This is a genomic window from Azospirillum himalayense, from assembly GCF_042657465.1.
Taxonomy (GTDB): domain Bacteria; phylum Pseudomonadota; class Alphaproteobacteria; order Azospirillales; family Azospirillaceae; genus Azospirillum; species Azospirillum himalayense.
Genome location: NZ_JBHSLC010000006.1, coordinates 1 through 19,907 on the forward strand (window position 1 = coordinate 1; position 19,907 = coordinate 19,907).

At 67.2% G+C, this 19,907-nt stretch carries 14 protein-coding genes; 6 read left to right on the plus strand and 8 right to left on the minus strand.

Translation table 11 applies throughout. The features are described from left to right. The 5 genes from ACFPMG_RS04585 to ACFPMG_RS04605 all read right to left on the minus strand — a co-directional run. A partial coding sequence (locus ACFPMG_RS04585) for an FkbM family methyltransferase (protein WP_376994021.1) occupies nucleotides 1-951 on the minus strand: 951 nt, incomplete at its 3' end. Next, nucleotides 945-2,384, minus strand: a complete 1,440-nt coding sequence (locus ACFPMG_RS04590) for an ABC transporter ATP-binding protein (protein WP_376994022.1) — start codon at nucleotides 2,382-2,384, stop codon at nucleotides 945-947. The genes ACFPMG_RS04585 and ACFPMG_RS04590, both read right to left, overlap by 7 nt. Continuing rightward, nucleotides 2,384-3,253: an FkbM family methyltransferase gene (locus tag ACFPMG_RS04595; protein ID WP_376994023.1), complete on the minus strand. Its 870-nt coding sequence runs from the start codon at nucleotides 3,251-3,253 to the stop codon at nucleotides 2,384-2,386. Before ACFPMG_RS04595 ends, ACFPMG_RS04590 begins: the two co-directional genes overlap by 1 nt. Beyond that, nucleotides 3,250-4,020, minus strand: coding sequence for an ABC transporter permease (locus ACFPMG_RS04600; RefSeq protein WP_376994024.1), 771 nt, complete (start codon nucleotides 4,018-4,020; stop codon nucleotides 3,250-3,252). The genes ACFPMG_RS04595 and ACFPMG_RS04600 overlap by 4 nt, the downstream gene beginning before the upstream one ends. A 34-nt stretch (nucleotides 4,021-4,054) precedes the next feature. Then, nucleotides 4,055-4,744 (minus strand): class I SAM-dependent methyltransferase, encoded by a 690-nt coding sequence (locus tag ACFPMG_RS04605; protein WP_376994025.1) that lies wholly within the window; start codon nucleotides 4,742-4,744, stop codon nucleotides 4,055-4,057. A gap of 35 nt (nucleotides 4,745-4,779) precedes the next feature. On the opposite strand from ACFPMG_RS04605, the gene ACFPMG_RS04610 reads away from it, so the two are divergent. Together ACFPMG_RS04610 and ACFPMG_RS04615 are read left to right on the plus strand one after the other, a co-directional pair. Continuing rightward, complete coding sequence (locus ACFPMG_RS04610; protein WP_376994026.1) at nucleotides 4,780-4,953, plus strand: hypothetical protein; 174 nt, start codon at nucleotides 4,780-4,782, stop codon at nucleotides 4,951-4,953. 573 nt (nucleotides 4,954-5,526) lie between these two features. Continuing rightward, complete coding sequence (locus ACFPMG_RS04615) at nucleotides 5,527-6,465, plus strand: replication protein RepA (RefSeq protein ID WP_376994027.1); 939 nt, start codon at nucleotides 5,527-5,529, stop codon at nucleotides 6,463-6,465. Between the two features lie 378 nt (nucleotides 6,466-6,843). Here ACFPMG_RS04615 and galE read toward each other — a convergent pair whose 3' ends face one another. After that, entirely contained in the window at nucleotides 6,844-7,842 is a 999-nt protein-coding gene (gene galE / locus ACFPMG_RS04620) for a UDP-glucose 4-epimerase GalE (RefSeq protein WP_376994028.1), read from the minus strand. Nucleotides 7,843-8,063: 221 nt separating this feature from the next. Between galE and ACFPMG_RS04625 the strand changes: the two genes are divergently transcribed. After that, nucleotides 8,064-9,893: a class I SAM-dependent methyltransferase gene (locus tag ACFPMG_RS04625; protein WP_376994029.1), complete on the plus strand. Its 1,830-nt coding sequence runs from the start codon at nucleotides 8,064-8,066 to the stop codon at nucleotides 9,891-9,893. Nucleotides 9,894-10,140: 247 nt separating this feature from the next. Continuing rightward, a complete protein-coding gene (locus tag ACFPMG_RS04630; protein WP_376994030.1) occupies nucleotides 10,141-11,544 on the plus strand; it encodes a DUF2142 domain-containing protein in 1,404 nt (467 codons plus the stop codon). Nucleotides 11,545-11,592: 48 nt separating this feature from the next. Here the strand turns inward: ACFPMG_RS04630 and ACFPMG_RS04635 are convergent, their stop codons facing one another. Beyond that, the gene (locus tag ACFPMG_RS04635) at nucleotides 11,593-12,714 is read right to left on the minus strand and encodes a methyltransferase domain-containing protein (protein ID WP_376994031.1); all 1,122 of its coding nucleotides are present in this window, start codon (nucleotides 12,712-12,714) and stop codon (nucleotides 11,593-11,595) included. A gap of 150 nt (nucleotides 12,715-12,864) precedes the next feature. Further along, nucleotides 12,865-14,010, minus strand: a complete 1,146-nt coding sequence (locus tag ACFPMG_RS04640; RefSeq protein ID WP_376994032.1) for a glycosyltransferase family 4 protein — start codon at nucleotides 14,008-14,010, stop codon at nucleotides 12,865-12,867. 519 nt (nucleotides 14,011-14,529) lie between these two features. On the opposite strand from ACFPMG_RS04640, the gene ACFPMG_RS04645 reads away from it, so the two are divergent. Beyond that, nucleotides 14,530-15,600: a calcium-binding protein gene (locus ACFPMG_RS04645; protein WP_376994033.1), complete on the plus strand. Its 1,071-nt coding sequence runs from the start codon at nucleotides 14,530-14,532 to the stop codon at nucleotides 15,598-15,600. 153 nt (nucleotides 15,601-15,753) lie between these two features. Continuing rightward, entirely contained in the window at nucleotides 15,754-19,848 is a 4,095-nt protein-coding gene (locus ACFPMG_RS04650; protein WP_376994034.1) for a glycosyltransferase, read from the plus strand. Nucleotides 19,849-19,907: the final 59 nt, after the last annotated feature.

Consider the following 19,907-nt stretch of genomic DNA (forward strand, 5'->3'; position numbering starts at 1 on the left):
GATGACGCTCTGCTTGGCGGCGTTGTCCTCGCGGACCAGACCCAGCTCCTGGCCCAGCCGGTCGATGACGCCCTGCTTGGCGGCGTTGTCCTCGCGGACCGCCTCCAATTCCCCTTCCAGCCGGCCGACCACCTCTTCCTTGGCGGCACGGTCGCCGCGGACCCCCTCCAATTCCCCTTCCAGCCGGCCGATCACCTCCTCCTTGGCCGCGCGGTCATCCGTCAGGGCCTTGATCTGCTCGACAGTGGGCGCGTGCTCGATCTCGTCGAAGATGCACGGCGGCAATGCAAGGCGGCGGGCAAGGCCGACGTCCTCGCTGCGCAGGTAGAAGCGGTTCAGACCATCGAAATGGACAAGCTGGTAGCCTTGGGCGAGGACGTCCGGTTCCCACCCCTGCCATGTACCGATCTCGTCCAGGTGATCGAAGCCGGACGGCGCGGTGGAAGGAATGGTCGCCTCGACCACCAAGGCCCGCGGGCGATAGCGGGTCAGGTCGAAGCTCTTCAGCAGTTCCCCTTCGAAACCCTCCACGTCGATCTTCAGGAAGTCGACGGTTTCCGGGCAATGGACTTCGAAGATGTCGGCAAGAGTCACGACCTCGACGGTGTGTTCCTGGACCGTCAAGCCGCGCTCCCGCATGGCGGTGGCAACCTCCGGATTCAGGGTCGACAGGTAGCTCTCTTCCAGGCACTCGAAAAAGACCATTGAGCCTGGCTGCGGGCCGATCGCCTTGTTCAGGTTGATGTCCCGCGAACGTTCCGCATCGAACAGCCGGCAACGCTGGGAAATCGGCTCGACATTCACCCCTCGCCAGCCGCGGTCGTAGAAATGCCGGGTCACCGAGTGCGCTGTGGGGTCCCAGGCACCGATGTCGACGTAGAAGCCGCTCTGCACCTCCTTGAAGAGGCGCTCAAGCATGACGTCTTCAAAATTCTGCGCGTAGGTCAGCACGAAGGAGCTCCGACCGTCTGTTGCTTGGCCGCGGTGAAGGCGTGGGCAGTCATGTGGTTGGGAAGATCGGCGAGGCCGTAATGCGAGAAGGTTGCGCCGTTCCCACGGCGCTGGGTGATCACGGAGATCGCCCCGGTGCCGTTGATGACCCTGAGCATGATGACGTGGGGAGCCAGATCCTCCGGCGGCAGTTCGCCACGCCGCGCGAACACCAGGTCATCGATTTCGGCTAGGGCGAGATCCAGGGTGTATTCGCCCATGCCGACGTCCAGCTTGACGTCGTAGACCAGCTCCAGCCGGGTGCCCGGCTGAACGTCGGTCGGGCTGTCCTCCCGCACGTTCAAGCCATTCTTCCCGTGGACGAGGATGTTCTTCTCGTTGCGGATGGCTATTCCCAGGATGGCGCGCTTGACCGGGGCATGGACGAGGAAGGACGCGTGGATGCGGACCCAGTCCCCCTGGTGAAAGACGCGGGTCGGATGGCCCTCCAGATCGGTGATGAACAGCCGCTCGACCGTGGCGCTGTCCGGGTCACCGATCTGGGCCATGGACGACAGATCGATGCTCATGGGGTCATCGAGCCAATGCGGCCGCCCGTCCTCCCCGGTCTCGCCCTGGGCGGCATCCCCGTCCGTCCGCGCCAATTCCTTGCGGGGCGCCCGCGTACCGGTCCGCGCCTCACGCTCGTGATGCATGTAGTATTCAACCGCTTCGACAGCGTCACCGTAGAAGGCCATGCGTCCTTCGGACAGGACGAGGCCGCGGTCGCAGAACTCCGCCGCATCGGTCAGCGAATGGGTGACCAGCACGATCGCCGTGCCGCCTTCACGCATCACGCGCAGGCGGTCGTAGCACTTCTGACGGAAGAAGATGTCGCCGACGGCCAGCACCTCGTCGACGAGCAGGAGATCCGGCGAAGCCGCGGTGGCCACCCCGAAGGCGAGGCGCAGGAACATGCCGCTGGAATAGGTGCGGACCGGCTGGTCGATGTAGTCGCCGATTTCGGCGAAGGCGATGATCTCGTCCAGCTTGGCCTTGATCTCCTCGCGACGGAGGCCAAGGATCGCCGCGTTGATCCAGATGTTCTCACGCCCGGTGAAGTCGGGGTTGAAACCGCTGCCGAGCTCAAGCAGACCGATCACGCGGGGCGGCAGCGCAATGCGGCCGGTCGACGGCTTCAGAAGGCCGGTGATCAGCTGCAAAAGCGTGCTCTTGCCCGCGCCGTTGCGCCCCAGCACGGCGATGGCCTCGCCTGGAAACAGCTCGAACGAGACGTCGCGCACGGCCGGAAACAAGCGCGGATTCACCGGGGACAGCGGACCGAGCAGCTGGCGCAGAAAGCGCGCACCGGGCGAACGATGCAGCTCATAGTTCTTGGAAACGTCGCTCACCGTCAGGAGCGGAGCGGTCGCGGGGTCGGAGCGCGCGGTCATCAGTGGGTATCCTCAGCGAGCACGGCCACTCGATACGCTACGGCAAAATCGCTTCCGGTCCGGGCGTCGACGCGGGTCAGACAGGCATGAGCCAGATCCTGAGCGGCATAGCAATCATGGGCGATGACGGCAAGCTTCAAAAGCGCACCGGAATCCAGCGCGTCAAGGCGCGTGAAAGACGGCACGAACACCGCATCGGCCCACAGTTGGCGGGTCGCCGCCTGACCGAAGGCGTGGCTGCCCGATAGAACCCGGCGCGTTCCGAAATCGAGGAAATGGTGGAACTCGAAGCCGCGGGCCGACAGGAAGCGGTCGACGTCGCCAAACTTCGGCGCGTCTTGGTAAATGGGGCCGAACTCAACTTCGGTGTGCACCAGAAGCGCGCGGGACAGCACGCGCTCGGCCCCGCCAAGGACGAGCAGCGTTGCGCTCTGCACATCGATCTTGAGGAAGTCGGCCTCAGCCGCCTCCACCACATCGTCGAGGCGGACCGTGTCCACCGCTTCGGTCCCAACGACCCGGCACAGATCGGCAAGGCCTTCGAAGCGCTCCAGCCAGCCCGTGTTGGGCTCCAACAGGGAGGAGGTCATCGGAGCCGCGCACAGGTGGAACCGGTGCCGCTCCCCATCGGCAACGGCGTGCGGCAGTATGATCCGCTGCGCGTCCACTTCCGTCGCCGCTCGCGCCTCGTCATGGGGTTCGAAGCCAAGGACGGTCGTCCGGGGGGCAGCCAACAGCGGAGCGTAGGGCGGCCGCTGGCCACCGGAATATTCGGCGGCCCCGATATCGACAATCAGCAGGCGTTCGAGCCGGTCGCCCAGCGCCGCCGTCAGCGTTCCGCCGCGAGCGAACAGGGGAGCCGAGGTCACAGCAGATCTCCGAAGGCCGGACGGAGACGATGGAAAACGAGCCAGCCCAAGGCCGCAATGCCGCCATGCAGCGCGACCATCTGCAGCCAGAGCGCCACGTCGAACTGCCCGCCGAGAGCGCTGCGGAAGGCCTCGACAAAGTAGGTCAGCGGGTTGACCGCGAAATACGGCAAAAAGTCCGCCGGGATGATGCTGGCCGGGTAGAAGACCGGGGCCATGAACATCATCACTTGGACCAGCACCGGAGCGATCTGCCCGAGGTCGCGGAAGAAGACCGCCACCGACGAGAAGAGCCAGCCGATCCCGAGTGCGAAAAGATAGAGCGGCACCAGGATGAGCGGCAGGAACAGCACGGCGAACGCATCGGCCTCACCGACAGCGAAGGCGAAAGCCAGCAGCAGGGCCAGATTGATCGCAGCGATGATGAGGGCGGCGTTGATGGAGACCACCGGGATCAGGTGGACGGGAAACCGCACGCGCTTCACCAAGTTCGCCGACGCGAGCATGATGCCGGGGCTGCGCCCCATGACCTCGGCGACGAACAGGTACGGCACCATCCCGCAGAATATCATCAAAGATCCCGTTGCCATGTTCTCCCCGCTCTGCCCCCAGCGGACGCGCAGCACCACGGTGAAGACGAACGAGAAGATGGCAAGGAAGAGGCCGGCGTAGAGCATGGGCCACAGGATGCCCAGAAAGGTTCCGCGGTACCGTTGGGCAATCTCGCGCTTCGTCAGCTCCCACGTGAGCCAAAGATCTTGCTGCATGCTGTGCAGCTCCTCAAAAATGGATGCAGGCTGCTCAGCCGCCACGAGACTGCCGGTCGGGCAGCGTCGAGGAAAGTAAGGGATTGTCGATGGGCCGGCGGGACGCGACGAAGATGGCCCGGATCAACCCGGACCCGCCCACGTCCGGCGCCGTCCAATCCACGGGGAACTGCTCGTGCCAGGGCTGGGTCACGGTCGCGTAGACATGGGGAAACAGCTCGTTCAGACGGTCCCACACCCAGCGCCGGGTCGGCCGGCACCCTAGACCGTCAAGCGCCTGAGTCGGATCGCCCATGACCTCGTCAGCCATGACGAGCCGGGACTCCGTCCCACCCGAAACGCAGGTCTCCAGAAGGAGCATGTCCGTGCACAACCGCCCCATCACGGCAAGCGCCGTTTCCGGCGAGCGCAGATGATAGAGCAAGCCGTAGGCGTACACGATCTCGTGCGGCTCCAGGCCGGGCGGCTGTTCGCCGTTGGCGTCGAACAGCACGGTGCGCACGCCGGGAAAGCGGCTTGCCAGCATGTCGAGGCAATCCTGCCGTCCGTCCGTCGAGGTGACTCGGCAACCCCGGTCAACGAAGAAGCCCGTATGGTCGCCGATGCCCGCGCCAATTTCCAGGACCCGGCGACCGGCGATGTCAAGGCCGAGCGAGGCCAAATGCTCCTGCCGCCGCCTGTTGTGGCGCTGGTAGGGTTCGCTCGTGAAGCTGTCGAGAGCCATGGTACGTTGTCTCAGCCGGCGGAACAGACAAACAGATGAGCGCAGAGATCCACAGACCGGCTTTTGCCTTGATCATGGATCAGACGCTGCATTCCCTCGGTGCCCGAGCCGATCATCGACCGATCGTTCTGGCTGTTTCTCATATGGCCCATGCGGTCTCGCCCAGTTCCTTCAAAAGTCTCATCGACCGGATCATGCGCGTGGCTTGAGACAGTGCGGCATGTCCGCGGATCAGTACAGGGATCCGATGAGGCGGCGCATTATTTTCGCTGGGGTGTGGCACGTCAACGTGAATCGCCTGATTTCAAAAAGGTCCCGGCCATGCGAGGCGGGTGGGCGGACCAGTTCTCTGCCAGGACCCCAGCCCCTCCCTTGCCATGCCCCACCCGGCCGCCCGCTTGGCCCGCATGCCACGCCCAAGCTTGGAGTCTTGTCGCGCCCCCCACTCCGCCGCCGCCGCCCACGACCGTTGCGACTCCAGACACCGCAACGGGTTCATCGATTCGGACACGACTCGGAAATGGAAGTTTGGAGTCTTGTCGCATCGGAACTGCATTCCACAGAAGCAACCGGTTGCCCCCTGGAGTGTTGTCGCGCAAATTCTGGAGTCTTGTCGCGCGAATCGCGATTCGCTATTGGAATCTTGTCGCTCAAACAATTAGGTAGATCAAATAGGTTTACAAATAGTCTGTGCGACAAGACTCCAAATTGCGGCTGTGGACCGGACGTGATATACGAAACCCATTCAAGCAATCCGAAACGATCCGCGAGCCAAGCGAGCGATGGGCCAGCTGCATCGCCTGATCACCCAAGTGGGACGTGAACAGGCCAAAGCACTCCAAACCGATCCCAACCAGCTTCCGCTGATCGATATAGCTACAGCGGTTCTGGAGGAGGAGCGGCAGGAACTCGGAATCACCTATTCCGGCTTCGCTTTGACGGCTCTTCCTCACCGTCGTCTTCCAGATGAACAGCCGTGGGAACGGCGTGGCCACAGAATACGTCTGTTGATCGAGCCCGGTCGACTGCCCGTCCGCGGCGGTGGATTCAAACTTTATGGTGTCCCGTACGGCAGTCGCGCACGGATGATCCTGCTGTATTTGCAAACCCGCGCGCTGCAGACCGACAGCCGGGAGGTCGAACTCGGCCGCAGCATGCACGAATGGCTGGACCGCATGGGCTTGTCGGTGGGCGGCCAGACCTACCGCGATATCCGGGAACAGGCGTCGCGCATCGCCGCCTGCAACCTGACCTTCGCCTGGGAAGACGCGAACAGCCTGGGCTTCGAAAAGGATTCCATCGTCAAGGGCGGCATCCATTTCTCCGCCTCGCCAGACTCCCAACAGGGCATGCTGTGGGAAGACCGGGTGATGCTGTCCGAAGCCTTCTTTCGCGAGCTGAAAGCTCACCCTGTGCCGATCTGGGAGCCCGCGCTGCGGCACATCCAAAACAACAGCACCAGCATCGACATCTACATCTGGCTGGCCTACCGCCTGCACATCCTCAGCCGGCCGACTCCCATCACCTGGCCCGCGGTCTTCGAGCAGTTCGGTGCCGGTTACAGCCGCCTGCGGGATTTCCGCAAGCGCTTCATCGAGGCGTTGCAACTGGCCCTCGCCGTTTATCCGGACGCGCGGGTCGAAGTGGAAGAGCATGGGCTGCTCCTCCACCCCTCGCCGCCACCGATCCCCGAGCGGAAATTCCAGCAGATTACCCGCTGAGACCCGGTCATCCCGGCCTTAAAGCGGGTCGCCGTGGCGGCCTGGCCGCGCGTGCGGCCGAAGCCCGTTTATCACAGGACCATAGCCCGCGCCGGAAACCGGTGGATGAGGTGGTATGATACGGACGGCGCTTGCAGCGCTTCGTCCGTATCACCCTTTCAATCAATGTGATCTCATTGATCGGTCAGAGCCCGAAGCGAACGGGAATTCGCTTCGGGGCCGGGCGTTGCCCCGGAAACCGAGCGGCATTCGAAGGGGCGCCGGGGGCTGCGACAAGACTCCAAACGACGCGGCCCTTCTTCCCTCCCCTCGCGACAACATTCCAGGCGGCGCGACCACGGACCAACGCCGTCCTGGAGGACCCCAAACGCGCCCCGCTCAGCCGGTGGCTGCGGCCAAGCGGCGTTCCCAGGCAAGCGCCGTGCGGACAATGGTGTCCAGGTCGTCATGGCGCGGCTGCCAGCCCAGGGCGGCAACGATGCGGTCCTTGGCGGCGACCAGTTCCGGCGGATCGCCCGCGCGCCGCCCCACGACGCGGACCGACAGGGGCTTGCCAGCCGCCCGCTCGACCGCATCCAGCACCTCGCGCACGGTGTAGCCGTGCCCGTAGCCGCAATTGAACACGCCGTTTTCCCCACCCGCCTCCAGATGGCGGACCGCCGCGACGTGAGCGTCGGCAAGGTCTGAGACATGCACATAGTCGCGAACGCAGGTGCCGTCACGGGTCGGGTAGTCGTCGCCGAACAGCATCACTTCGCCACGCCGTCCGACCGCGGCTTCACAGGCGATCTTGATGAGATGCGTGGCAACCTTCGACCGCTGGCCGGCACGGCCCTTCGGATCGGCTCCCGCCACATTGAAATAGCGCAGCGCCGCGAAGCGCAGGCCATGGGCCGCGGCCGCGTCGCGCAGCATCCATTCGGTCATCAGCTTGGAGCGGCCGTAGGGATTGATGGGCTCCGTCGGCGAGTCCTCGCGCACCGGCATGCGGTCAGGAACACCGTAGACGGCGGCTGTGGAGGAGAAGATGAAGCGCTCCACCCCGGCCCGCACGCAGGCCTCGATCAGGGCGTGGCTGTTCAAGGTGTTGTTCCGGTAGTAGGCGAGTGGCTGCTCCACCGACTCCGGCACGACGATGGAACCGGCGAAATGCATCACGGTCCCCACCCCGTGGCGTTCCAGCGTGTCGGCCAGCAGATCCGGGTCGCCGACGCTGCCGTGCACAAAGGGCACATCGTCCGGGACCGCCGCGCGCTCCCCGGTCGACAGATCGTCGAGCACGACCGCCCGATAGCCGGCCTCCGTGAGCGCCAGCACCGCGTGCGCACCGATGTAGCCGGCTCCACCCGTCACCAGAACCGTTGCGTGTCCACTCATGCGCCTTTGCCTCTCGTTCATCGGATCCGCGACATCCCGCGCGACTTTACAACGGGCCGGGGGGGCCATTTACCCCCTCTTTCGGGGAGGGCGCGGGGCATCGGGCGACCACTCCCGGTGGTTCCGGCAGACCGGCGGGCCTGGGCGATACGCCGCGTTTGTTGCGGGCGCTAGGGCCTGTTGATACAACGGCGCGTGTTCGACGGAGGCCGAGGACCAGTATGGAAAAGTTCGACTTGGGTGGCACCGACATCATCAACTGGACCCAGACGATCGTTTGGGAACAGGGGACGCGCCACCTGGACGCCACTTGCCCGGCCTGCGGAACCAGCGCGGCCATGCCGGTTCGCCTGCACGTCCGATCGCCGTGGCCGCCGCATCCCGAGCAACCGCTGGTCACATGCCCGGGCTGCGACACGGCCTTTCACCCGACCATGACCCAGCCGCCCTATGAGGCGGTGCTTGATCCGCTGGTGGACGTCTATCTGGAGCAGAACGCCGGCATCGACGTGATGGCCGAACTGCTGGCCGCGGTCGATCCCACGCGGGCGCGCCGCTACATCGAGATCGGCTGCGGCTTCGGCTTTCTGCTCGACTACGCCCGCGTGGCCTTCGGCTGGGAGGCGCGTGGTTTCGACCCCGGCTACAGCGCCCGCGCCGGCCGCACCGTGCTGGGTGTCGACATCGAACACATCTATTTGAACACGGCGGCGGATGCCGGGGCGGAGTCCTACGACGTCGCCCTGTGCGCCGAGGTGATCGAGCATGTGTTCCAGCCGGAAAGCCTGCTGCTCATCCTGCGCGACGTGCTGACCGCGGACGGAACGCTGCTGCTGACCACCCCAAGCGCCAGCGGCATCCGGCCGGAGACGCAGCCGGGTACCCTGCTCTCGCTGCTCTGCCCAGGCTATCACTACGCACTCTACAGCCCGAAGGGCATGGAAGCGCTGCTGCGACGCGTCGGCTTCACCCAGGTGTCGGTGCAGGACCGCGGCCACACGCTGCGCGTGGCGGCGTCCAAGGGGCCGCTGCAGGCCGATCTTGCCCGCCCCTTCGACCGGCGCTCGTACCATGACTACCTGCGCACGCGGATCGGCACGACCGACCCCACCACCCCGCTGGGCATCGGGTACCGCTACCGGCTGCTGAAGGAGTTGACCAACGCCGGCGACTATGCCGGGGCGCAGGCGGCGCTGACCGGTGTGGCGGAGGCCTGCCGGCTCCGCTGGGGCATCGATCTGTCCGACCCGGCCGGCCTGCTCGCCGCGCTGTCGACCGCACCCATGCCGGCCAGCATCGACGCGTATCACGACTCCCACCCGTTCTGCCTGGGCAGCATCCTGTATTTCCAGGGCATTCTGACCTGGCAGGCTGACGCCCGCCTCGACTTGGCACGGGTTTGCTTCCAGGCGGCCACGCTGGCCAGCGAACGGATGCGCGCGACCCTGCGCATCATCGGGGCCGACGACGAGGAAAGCGAGGAGCTGATGTGGCGTTCGCGGACCTACGTCAGCCACCTGCTGATCTGGAGCGAGCCGGGACAAGCGGCGGAGGACATCCGGACGCTCGGCCAGACACCGAGCGCGCTGCTTGGCGAGCGCATTCCCACCCGGTTCCTCGACGGGGCGCAGCGCCAGATCTTCATCGATCTGGTGAATCTCGGCCAGTACGCGGCGGCCGACCGCCTGGCCAGCCCGGTGGAGGCCGCCTTGCCGTCGGACGGCGCGGTGCTGGCCTCCGCGGCCTTTGCCTTCGGCATCCTCTCGATGAACCACCGCAAGGCGCCGCGCGCAGCGGCTTCCTGGTTCGAGAAGGCCTATGCCGCCTGCCGGCGTATTGCCGAAGCCGCCCCGGCCGCAGCGCCCGGCCTGATGTGGTCCGCCCTGTACCACCAAGCCCACGCTCTTGCCGACGCTGGCCGCAAGGACGAGGCGGCGGAGGCCCTGCGGCCCCTTCTTGCGGAATCCGGGGATGCCCGTCTGCCTGCGGTGGACACCGAGTTGAAGCAGCGTGCCCGCCAACTCGCGGGGGCGCGGCGCTTGCCCCTCTGACCGTTCGGGGCTGTGCCTGTCGGAAACGTGTGTGGCTGCCTGACCCGTGGTGCGTCATCCCTGCGCTTGATGCACCGCACCGTTTCTGCTCAAAAGCAATAGCCGCCGTTTTCTGCCGCCGTTCTCTGCCGAGGATACCGCGATGCTGGCTGCAAAGGCCGTTCTGACAAAGCATATCCCCGCAGGAATGCTCCATTTTCTGGTTGGTACGCTGGCGCGCCTTCCACTCAGGACCGCTTGGACCATCATGGCCCGCGGGTCTTGGGCCGACCGGCTTCTGGACCGGGTCACGCCGCAGGCGATCTTCGCGGTGATCGCCCTGGCAGCCGGACTGGTCTTGTGCTTCCTGACGCCGCCCTACCAGACGGCGGATGAAAACGCCCATTTCTACCGGTCCTATCAGGTTTCCGAAGGCGGCTGGAAAGGCGAGGTGGTGTCGGTGTGGACCGGCGGCCGGCTCCCGGCCGGCGTGACCCGGCTGCTCGACCGTGAGGAGGCGTCCCGGCTCATCGGCAAATCCCAGGAGAAGACCTCGCGCGAACTCATCCTGCGCGGTCTCGATGAGCCCTGGGGCGAACGGATCGACGTCACGTTTCCCAACTCGGCCATCTATCCGCCGACCAACTACTTTCCGCAGGCGGCCGGCATCGCCGCGGCCCGTGCGCTCGGCGGCGGGCCGCTGGTGTCCATGTATGCTGGCCGCGTGACCAATCTTCTGGCCTACGTCGCCGTGACCTGGGCGGCGATCCGCCTGATGCCGTTCGCACCCATGCTTCTGGCCGCCGTTGCCCTGCTGCCGATCAGCCTGTTCCAGGCGGCGACCCTGACCGCCGACACGCCGCTGAACGCGCTGTCCTTCCTGTTCCTGGCCCTGTCGTTGCGGGCGGCGGCGGGGCAGGACGGCCGCATCGATCGCAAGCCCCTGGCGGCCCGAATCGTCATCGGGGCGATGCTTGCCGCGGGCAAGTCGGTCTACGCCCCTCTGCTGGCCATCGGGCTGGTCCGCGCGCTCGCCAACCGGAGCGAACGCACCCGCGCCGTGCTGCTGGCCGAGGCTGCGGTCATCCTGGTCGGGCTGGCCGCCACGGTCGCGTGGTACGCCACCAACACGGAGCACATGATCTCCGTGCGCAGCAGCATCGACGAGATCGACAGCAAGGCGCAGCTCGCCTTTGTCCTCGGTGCGCCGCTGACCTACCTGACGATCTTCTTCGACACCATCGCCCAGCAGACCCACATCTACTTTCTGACGACCGTTGGGGTCCTGGGATGGCTCGACACGCTGCTGCCGCCGTGGGTTTATGACAGCGCGCCCTGGATACTCGCCTTGGCTCTGGTGACACGCGGACGGTCCGACGGCGCACCGCCCTGGATACTGCGTTTCGGTCTGCCCGTGCTGGCCTTCGGCGTGGTCTTTGCGATCTTCCTGTCGCTGTACCTGTCCTGGACGCCACCGTACCGGACGGTCGTCGAAGGGGTCTCGGGGCGCTATTTCATCCCGCTGCTCACCCCGGTCCTGCTCGCCGCCGTTCTGCCGGCCATCCCCGGCCGGCCGCTGAACGCCCTGCTCCGCCTCGCCTGCGCGGCCGGGTTCACCGCGATGGCCTACGGCACCGTGGTCGCCGTCATCGGGCGCTATTACGGCGCCTGACGATGGCGCGTGGGCCGTTCCACCGGTTCCGGCCTGCCGGAACCGGCTTCAGGCGTCGTGGCGCGGGTAAGCCTGGCTGCGTTCGCTGAGGTCCCCGACGGCGGCCGGCCAGACGACGGCCGCGTCGCCGATCTCGGCAACCTTCCGCGCCAGGATGAAGGCCGTTCCGAAGCCCGGGCTCAGCGGCATCGTCGTCCAGGAGCCGATCCGGCGATCCGGGCCGGGAACGATCGTGAAGGGGTCGGCGAGGCCACAGGCCAGGATCTCGAACCCGAGCGCCGGACCGAACAGCACCTTCAGCCCTTCGTCCGACATCCGCCAGAAATCGTTCGGCAACTCGTGCATGGGCCAGGTCTGCGGGACCACCTGGAAGGTCAGCCCGCCCGGGCGCAGGGTGCGGTTGATCTCAGCCGCGACCACCCAGGGCGCCTGGAGATGCTCCAGGACGGCGATGGACATGATGCCGTCCACACTGCCGCGACCGGCCAGACGGCTGAGGGCGTGGGCGTCGCCGACCAAATCGACGCCGGGTGCCGGGTGGATGTCGAAGCCGATGAACCGGCAATCGGGACCAAGGCGGGCGGCTGTGCTTTGGGTCATGTCGCCCACCTTGCGCGCGCCGATCTCCAGCACCGTGCCGCGGCGTTCGCGCATGGTGGTGAGGAACCGCTCGAACGGCTCCTGCTCCGGCCCGGCGGCCTCCGCGGGCGGCGCTTTGAGGTGACCGGGCACGGCCAGTTCCTCGCTGACCAAGCCGGCGTCGGTCACCAGTTCCAAGCGGATCGGCTGGAACGGCGGGAACGGCAGGTAGGCCGAGAAGCCGGTGTCCGCCACATGGGTGTGTTCGGGGTAATGGTTGAGCAGGTCCGGACGGCTGAGGAAACGGTCGGTCTCGACGCGTTGGCCGTTGCAGTGGAAGACGATCCGGCGGACGGGATGCTCGAAGGCGTGCGCCCACCCCTGGACGTGGACGCCGTGGATGTCGCACCAGAGCGCGTCGATCCAGGAGGCCATGCGCAGCGCCGCCGGGCCGCCGGGGGCTGGATCGCCCAGGCCTGTCCCCTCCCCCGCGGTGCCGGAGAGAAGGTGGCGCAGCCGGGCGGTCGCGGTCGGCCAGCGGTCGGCCAGCGGTCGGTAGAAGGGGCGCAGGACGGCTTTGACCATGGGCATCACGATGGACGAACACTCCCCGAAGACAGGATGCCGCGATGGCGGCCGATTGTGGAGCGGGTTCCGGAAATCGCCGCACCTTAGAGCCAATGCCGGTCCGGTGTGAACCGGATTTGGCTCCGGGACCCTGTCCGCGGCGGGGTTGCGGCCTTATCGCCGCCCGATGACCGGGCGCGGCTCCCGCATCTCCCGTCCGCTGGCCTCCGTGTTTTCCGGGCAGGGCCCGTCTCCCTGGTTGGCCGCGATCCGCAGGGCATGGATCAGGCGCGGCACCACATGGTCGAGTGCGTACAGGCGCTCCACCTTGGCCCGGCCAGCCGCCCCCAGGCGGCGGCGCAGCCCGGCGTCAAGCGCCAGCCGACGCAGGGCGACCATCCACTCCTCCGGCGTGCTCGCCAGGAAGCCGTTGATGCCGTTTTCGACGATGTCGCGGTTCATGCCGACCGGCGAGGCGACCACCGGCTTGCCGCAGGCCATGTACTGGATCAGCTTGTAGCCGCACTTGCCCCACTCCCATGGAGTGTCCTTCAGCGGCATGATTCCGATGTCGAATTCGGTAATCCGGTGGCTTTCGGTGTCCTCCCGCCAAGCGTGGCGGCTGGGCTGGAGATCCTCCAGGGCCGTTGGCGACGCTCCCACCAGCATGACCCGCGCTCCGGTCTCGTCGCGCAGCCGGCCGAGGGACCCGGCGACGAGGTCGAGGTAGCTGTCGGTTATGGGGGAGCCGATCCATCCAACCGTCACCGACCCGTCCTCGCCGGGCGGGGACGCCTTCGGGTAGCGGGCGAGATCCACCACCGTGGGCAGGATCTCGACTTGGCGCGCGCCGGCTTTCTCCGCCCGTTCGGCCAGATAGGCGTTTCCGACCGTCACCATCGCCGCCCCCTGCATGATCCGGTCGAGCTTGCGCCCGAGAAGGGCGCGCACCAGACCCCAGCGGCTGCGGTCATAGATGTGGAACCAGGCGTCGTCGTAATCGACCACGTAGGGGATCCGGCTGCCCAGAAGCAGGCGCTCCAATCCGTAAGGCAGCCACGGCAGGGCTTCCTTCTCGATCCACAAAAGGTCGTACGTCCTTGCCCTCCACAGCCGGTACAGGCGGTCGGCGTAGCGCGCGGCAATCAGGGGAAGGCGCCGCGATTCACGGCTGTAGAGAGCCGATACGTAGGAGTCGGGCAGGAGTGGGGCCACGTCCACCGCCATGCCGGCGGCCCGCAGCGCCGGTAGGAACTGGTAATGCCGAAGGCGGCTGCTCGGACCCATTTGACCGTAGCGCGACAGCAGCAGGATGCGCATGGCGGCGAGCAGTGCTTTCTCAGTTGACGGGCCGTGGTCGCGGGGACCAGCCACAGGAATGTCTGCATCCCCCTTGGGCGATGCCGCGTCGCCACGGCGAAGCCGGATTGGGGAGGCTTGGCGTTCCGCGACCGGACCGGCGCGTTTTCCGTCCGGTCAAGGACCGTGTCCCGCCAGGGCGGGCATACGCCTCATGGATGATGCCCGAGACTCCTACCAAATGTTCCGCCCGCCTCCAAGGACCCTGGACATCGGGCATGCCCCGCCGTCCGCTGCATCTCTGTGACGATCTGTAAATGTGAATTGCTTATTAAGATAACATTTTGCGATGCCGGCCCTTTTCTGGACATACGGCCGGGTCGGCTCGATCAACCCAAATCCCCTCCGGAAACTGTGCATGCATATTAACGAGTTGTGACCCTTGCGGATTCCCTCACTTCGCGCTTGCAGGACCCTTCCGCTTGCTGTATCTGAGTGATTAGACCTTAAGAAGTAATTCATTAGCGGGGGTTCTTACCAATGGCGACGACGCTTACGGGCGGTGTAAGCAAGCCGACCGACATCGGAGTCACGTCGACGGTCGTGGGCTCTATCCTGACTAATCCGACTCTGGTGGAAACGGGCAAGGTCGATCTGACCAAGCTCGTTGCCGTCAGTGACGATGCTCTGCCGGCGAGCGGCCCGATCACCGTGGGCGGTTCCGGCGGCGGTCTGATCCTGACCTCCAAGGCGGCGGCGACCGTCATGGGCGGTGCCGGTAACGACCTTCTGCTCGTGGCCAACGACGCCCAGAACACGGCAATCACCGCGGGCACCGGCACGGGCACCGTGGTCGGCGGCGCCGGTGGCCAGCTGCTGGGGACGGCGGCGAACGGCGGCGGCAAGTACACGATCTATGGTGGTTCGGGCAACGACACCATCATCGCGGCGTCGGGCAACAACACCGTGACCGCGGGTGACGGCGACAACCTGCTCGCCGTGTCCGGCGGCAGCAACGCCATCATCACGAACGACACCGGCAAGAACACCGTCGGTATCTTCGGCGGCAACAACGTCGTTCTCGCGGGCAGCTCCAACGACACCGTTATTGCCCAGGGCGGCGACAACCTGATCGCCCTGTCCAAGGGCGGCACGGCCATCGCGCTCGGCGGCAACAGCACGGTGGCTTCCGGCTCGGTGGGCGGCACGCTGATCGGCGGCGGCGGCAACGCCACCCTGGCCGGCGGCAGCGGCAACGACACCATCCTGGGCGGCCTTGACCCGAACGGCACGACCATCGCCGTTGGCGGCGCGGGCAACGACGTCCTGTTCGGCGGCAAGGGCACGAACGCCCTGGTCGGCGGCGAGGGTCGCGACACCTTCGTGTTCAGCACCGTCTTCGGCGGCGGCAAGTCCGTCATCGCCGACTTCAAGGCGGGCACGGACACCCTGGCGATCACGGGCTACACCGGCATCACCGCCGGCAGCGTCCTGAACAGCGCCACCGTCGCCTCGAACGGTGTTCTGATCACTCTGTCGGACAAGACCACGATCCTGATCTCGGGCGTGACCGACAAGAACTCGCTCACCGGTTCGATCGTCGTCGGCTAAGCGTCCCCGCTTATCCAGAAATTGGGCCTGCCGACGTATCGGCGGGCCCAATTTTATTTCAGGGTGAAAGCGCGTTTCTTGCACTTGTAAACCAATTCTTTCAGAGTGGTGCTTGATCCTGTTCGCGCACCGCTTCCACCTCGCCCGACCTTCATGACACGCACATCCTGGCTGACCAACGCCGGCGCCCGCCTGGATGCCCTGATGGCCGAAGCCCGGCACGACGAGGCCGAGGCGTTGGCGCTTCAGCTTCTGGGCAACGAGGACAACCACGATCGTGCGGCCATTGCCCTGGCCCAGTGCGCCGTCGCCCGCAACGACCTCGCCACGGGGTTGCGCTGGGCGGAGCGGGCTTTCCGACTGAGTCCCGACGATTATTCCCGCGCGGCGCTGTACGGCGCCCTGCTGATCGCCTCCGGGCGGCCAAGGGAAGCCCGGAAGCCGCTGGAGCGCGCGCTTGAGGCGACTCCGTTGGCCATGCCGCGTGTGGCGCTCGCCCAAGCGCTGTTCCTGGACGGGGACGCGGCTGCCGCGGCCGCGCAGATCGGGCAACTCCTTGCCGATCATCCCGTGTCCTCCACGCCGCTGCTCGCGTCGCTCGCCGATGGCCTGGTCCAGGCCGGGGCCTGGACCGGGTGGATGGGGACCGGGTGGATGGCCGCCGACGGGGGCACCCGGATCGTCGGCGCGATCCGCCGGACGCCGGGCGACCGGACGAGCACGGTACGGGTCGGCACGCCGCAGGGCACGTTGCTGGCCTTGCCCCTGGACGCTTTCCTGAACCGTTTCGCCGGCTCCGCCACGCCGTCCGCGTCGGCACCGGCCCGCTTCATTATCGACATGGAAGCGGATGCCGAGGGGCTGGAGGTGTCCATCACCGTCGGCAACTCGCCGCTTCTTGGCGCTCCGGCGCGCCTGCCCCGCCGCTTGGAGGCGGAAGGGGCGGTGGATGTGGAAGGCGACCGGCTGTACGGCTGGACCTGGCTGCCGCTCGCTCCGCAGACGCCGGCCGAACTGCGGGTGACCGACGCTGTCGGCCACAGCGTGACGCTGCTTCCCGACCGTCGGGTCGAAGACGCGCCGTTCCTTGGTCTCGACGAGGGACGACAAGGCTTCTCCCTGGATCTGGCCGACACGGGCCTCACGCCCGGCTGGCTCACCGTCACGGCCGGGCCGGCTGGCACCCCGCTGACCGGCAGCCCCCTGTTGTGGGGTGACGGGGCGATCGTGGAAGCCATGGAGGAAACCCGGGCGGCAGGGTCGCGGAGGCCGACCGTCCGTCCGGTGCCGGTCGGCCCGCGTTCCCGGCGCATGGGACGGCCGGCGGCTTCGGCCTCCACGGCCGCCCCGGTCATCGACATCATCGTGCCGGTTCACGCCGGCCGGGCGGAGACGATGGCTTGCTTGGCCAGTGTTCTCGAAACGATGCCCGCCCTGCCTCCGGGAATTGCCGGCGAGGTCGTCGTCATCGAGGACGCCAGCCCTGAGCCCGAGCTGGTGCGGGATCTCGCCGGGCTGGCGGCGCAGGGCCGCATCACGCTCCTGTCCAACGACCGGAACCTTGGATTCCCGGCCACGGTCAACCGCGGTTTCCGGCTGCATCCGGACCGCGATGTCGTCCTGCTGAACGCCGACACCCTGGTCGCCGGGGATTGGCTTGCCCGGCTGCGGGCCGCCGCCTACGCCGCACCCGACATCGGCACGGTGACCCCTTTCTCCAACGATGCGACGATCCTCAGCTACCCCGTCTCCGACGAGGAGGATGCGGCGCCCTCCCCGCCGCCGTCACCGGCCGAGACCGCAGCCCTGCATCTTGCGGCGGCCCGCGCGAACGCTGGCACCGTCGTTGATTTGCCGACGGCGGTCGCCTTCTGCACCTACATCCGGCGCGACTGTCTGGAGGAGACCGGGCCCTTCGAGGAACGGCTGTTCGGCCGCGGCTATGGGGAGGAGAACGACTTCTGCCTGCGCGCCCGCCGGTTCGGCTGGCGGCATGTCGGGGCGACGGACGTCTTCGTGGCCCATGTCGGCGGTCGCTCCTTCGGCCGGCACAAGCGGGTGCTGATGTGGCGCAACATCCGGGTGCTGAACCGGCTGCACCCCGGCTACGACGCGCTTGTCGGAGCCTTCCTGAAGGAGGATCCCCTGGCCGAGGCGCGCCGCCGCCTCGACCTCGTCCGGTGGCTGGACGAGCCGGCGGTTCCGTCGGTGCTGCTCATCACCCTCGACCTCGCCGGCGGCGTCGCACGCCACATCGCGGAGCGCCGCGGTCTTCATGCGCGCGCCGGCCGGCGCACGCTGCTGCTGTCTCCCTGCCGCGTCGAGGAGGGCACACCGCCGGAATTCTGCCGGCTGGAGGACCCGGACCGGCGCGACCTGCGCCACCTCGTGTTCCGCACGGTGGCGGAGATCGATCTTCTGGTCGCGGTGCTGCGGCGCGCGCGGGTGGAGCGGGTGGAAATCCACCACAGCCTCAACCACGATCCCGTGGTGCTCGAATTGCCGGCCCGGCTGGGCGTGCCTTACGACATGGTGATCCACGACTACAGCTGGATCTGCCCGCGCATCACCTTGATCGGGATGGATGGCCGCTATTGCGGCGAACCGGACATGGCTCGGTGCGAGCGCTGCGCCGTGCAGCCGGGCCCCCGGCTGCAGGAGGCCATCTCGGTGGCCGACCTGCGCCGCCGGACGGGGCGGCTGACCGCCGGTGCGCAACGGGTGATCGTGTCGAGCGAGGACGTTGCCCGACGCTTGGCGCGCCATGTCCCGCCGTCCCCGATCCAGATCGAATCCTGGGACGCCGCCGTCCCGGCGGTGGAGCCCCGGCCGTCCCGGCCGCCGGGCGGGCGTTGGACGGTTGCCGTCATCGGCGCCATCGGCGAGCACAAAGGACGGCGAATCCTGCTGGACTGCGCGCGCGACGCGGCGCTGCGCGACCTGCCGCTGGAGTTCGTGCTGGTCGGCTACACCGACGACGACGGTCCTCTGTTCGCCACCGGCCGGGTCTTCATCACCGGGCCCTACCGGGAGGAGGAGGCCGAGCATCTTGTCCGCGCCCAGAGCGCGCATCTCGCCTTTCTCCCGTCGATCTGCCCGGAGACCTGGTGCTACGCCCTGTCGACCGCGTGGCGAGCCGGTCTGGCGGTCGCCGCCTTCGATCTCGGCACCATCGCCGAACGCATCCGCACGCAGGGCGGCGGCCGTCTTCTCGACCCGGCGCTGCCGCCGTCGGCCCTCAATGACGCGCTGCTTGGCATCCTTGACCTTTCCGCACCGGGTGGCGTAGCACTCCTCCCGGTTGCCCCCTCCGGAATCGCGACTCGCCCACGCCCAGGCACACCGCCCGTGGATTCCGGACGCGGTTCTGCGCCTCCCCAACCCACCGAGGGAATGTTGCCCATGTTCGGTTCCGCCCCTGCGTCCCACGGCGCCCAGTCCGGTCAGGTCCAAGCCACCGCTCAGAAGATCACCTTTACCCCGGGGCTTTTCTCGGTGGTCGTGGTGGGAGGGCGTGGAGTCGGGCAGCCCGGCGAGTTGCCGCTGCCGAGTCTTCATCTGGCCCTGGCCCCGAACAGCCCGGCCGGCAGCCGCGTGAGCTTTCTCGGTTCGCAGGCGGACGGCTGGCTGACCAAGGCCGGGGATGCCCTGGTGGTCAAGGTGGAAGGGGAGCCGGCGCACATGCTCCTGACCTCCTACAAGAACGACCAGCAGCCGGAAGGGGGCCTCGGCATCCAGATCGCCCGGCTCGACACCGTTCCGGCCGCCGCGCCCGCCGCCGCGCCGGCCGTGTTGGCCCCTCCTCCGATGCCGGCCGCGCCGCGCACCGTTCCGTTCGAGATCATGATGCATGTGCAGCGGCAGGGTGACCTGCGCTTCACGGACACCAACTGGGCGGGCAGCGTGGGCCAGCAGCTCTGGATCGAGGCGTTCTCGCTCACTCCGACCGCCCTGCTGTCGTCCGAGGACATCGAGTACAAGGCCTTGACGGCGAACGGTTGGGAGACCCCCTGGGTTGCCGGCGGCAAACTGTGCGGCAGCCGCGGGCTCGGCACGCCGCTGGTCGGCTTCGCCATCCGCCTGCGCGGTGCTGCGGCGGAGCGGTTCGAGTGCCTCTACGAGGGCGCCTTCGTCAGCGGGCAGCGCACCGCCACCTTCCGCAACGGCTCCCCCTGCCGCTCCGACGCCATCGGTGACCCGCTGGAAGGCATTCTCCTGCACGTCACCGAGAAGAAGAGCCCGGCCTGACCGGCGGGGCTGCTCATTTCCTCAGGCATCAGGCAGGCCCCACTGGGATGGCGGACAGG

What these genes read in the sequence shown, in the direction of transcription:
- ACFPMG_RS04590 (WP_376994022.1), bottom strand. Translation starts at nt 2,384, where the DNA reads ATGACCGCGCGCTCCGACCCCGCGACCGCTCCGCTCCTGACGGTGAGC.
- ACFPMG_RS04600 (WP_376994024.1), bottom strand. Translation starts at nt 4,020, where the DNA reads ATGCAGCAAGATCTTTGGCTCACGTGGGAGCTGACGAAGCGCGAGATT.
- ACFPMG_RS04605 (WP_376994025.1), bottom strand. Translation starts at nt 4,744, where the DNA reads ATGGCTCTCGACAGCTTCACGAGCGAACCCTACCAGCGCCACAACAGG.
- ACFPMG_RS04610 (WP_376994026.1), top strand. Translation starts at nt 4,780, where the DNA reads ATGAGCGCAGAGATCCACAGACCGGCTTTTGCCTTGATCATGGATCAG.
- ACFPMG_RS04615 (WP_376994027.1), top strand. Translation starts at nt 5,527, where the DNA reads ATGGGCCAGCTGCATCGCCTGATCACCCAAGTGGGACGTGAACAGGCC.
- galE (WP_376994028.1), bottom strand. Translation starts at nt 7,842, where the DNA reads ATGAGTGGACACGCAACGGTTCTGGTGACGGGTGGAGCCGGCTACATC.
- ACFPMG_RS04625 (WP_376994029.1), top strand. Translation starts at nt 8,064, where the DNA reads ATGGAAAAGTTCGACTTGGGTGGCACCGACATCATCAACTGGACCCAG.
- ACFPMG_RS04630 (WP_376994030.1), top strand. Translation starts at nt 10,141, where the DNA reads ATGGCCCGCGGGTCTTGGGCCGACCGGCTTCTGGACCGGGTCACGCCG.
- ACFPMG_RS04635 (WP_376994031.1), bottom strand. Translation starts at nt 12,714, where the DNA reads ATGCCCATGGTCAAAGCCGTCCTGCGCCCCTTCTACCGACCGCTGGCC.
- ACFPMG_RS04640 (WP_376994032.1), bottom strand. Translation starts at nt 14,010, where the DNA reads ATGCGCATCCTGCTGCTGTCGCGCTACGGTCAAATGGGTCCGAGCAGC.
- ACFPMG_RS04645 (WP_376994033.1), top strand. Translation starts at nt 14,530, where the DNA reads ATGGCGACGACGCTTACGGGCGGTGTAAGCAAGCCGACCGACATCGGA.
- ACFPMG_RS04650 (WP_376994034.1), top strand. Translation starts at nt 15,754, where the DNA reads ATGACACGCACATCCTGGCTGACCAACGCCGGCGCCCGCCTGGATGCC.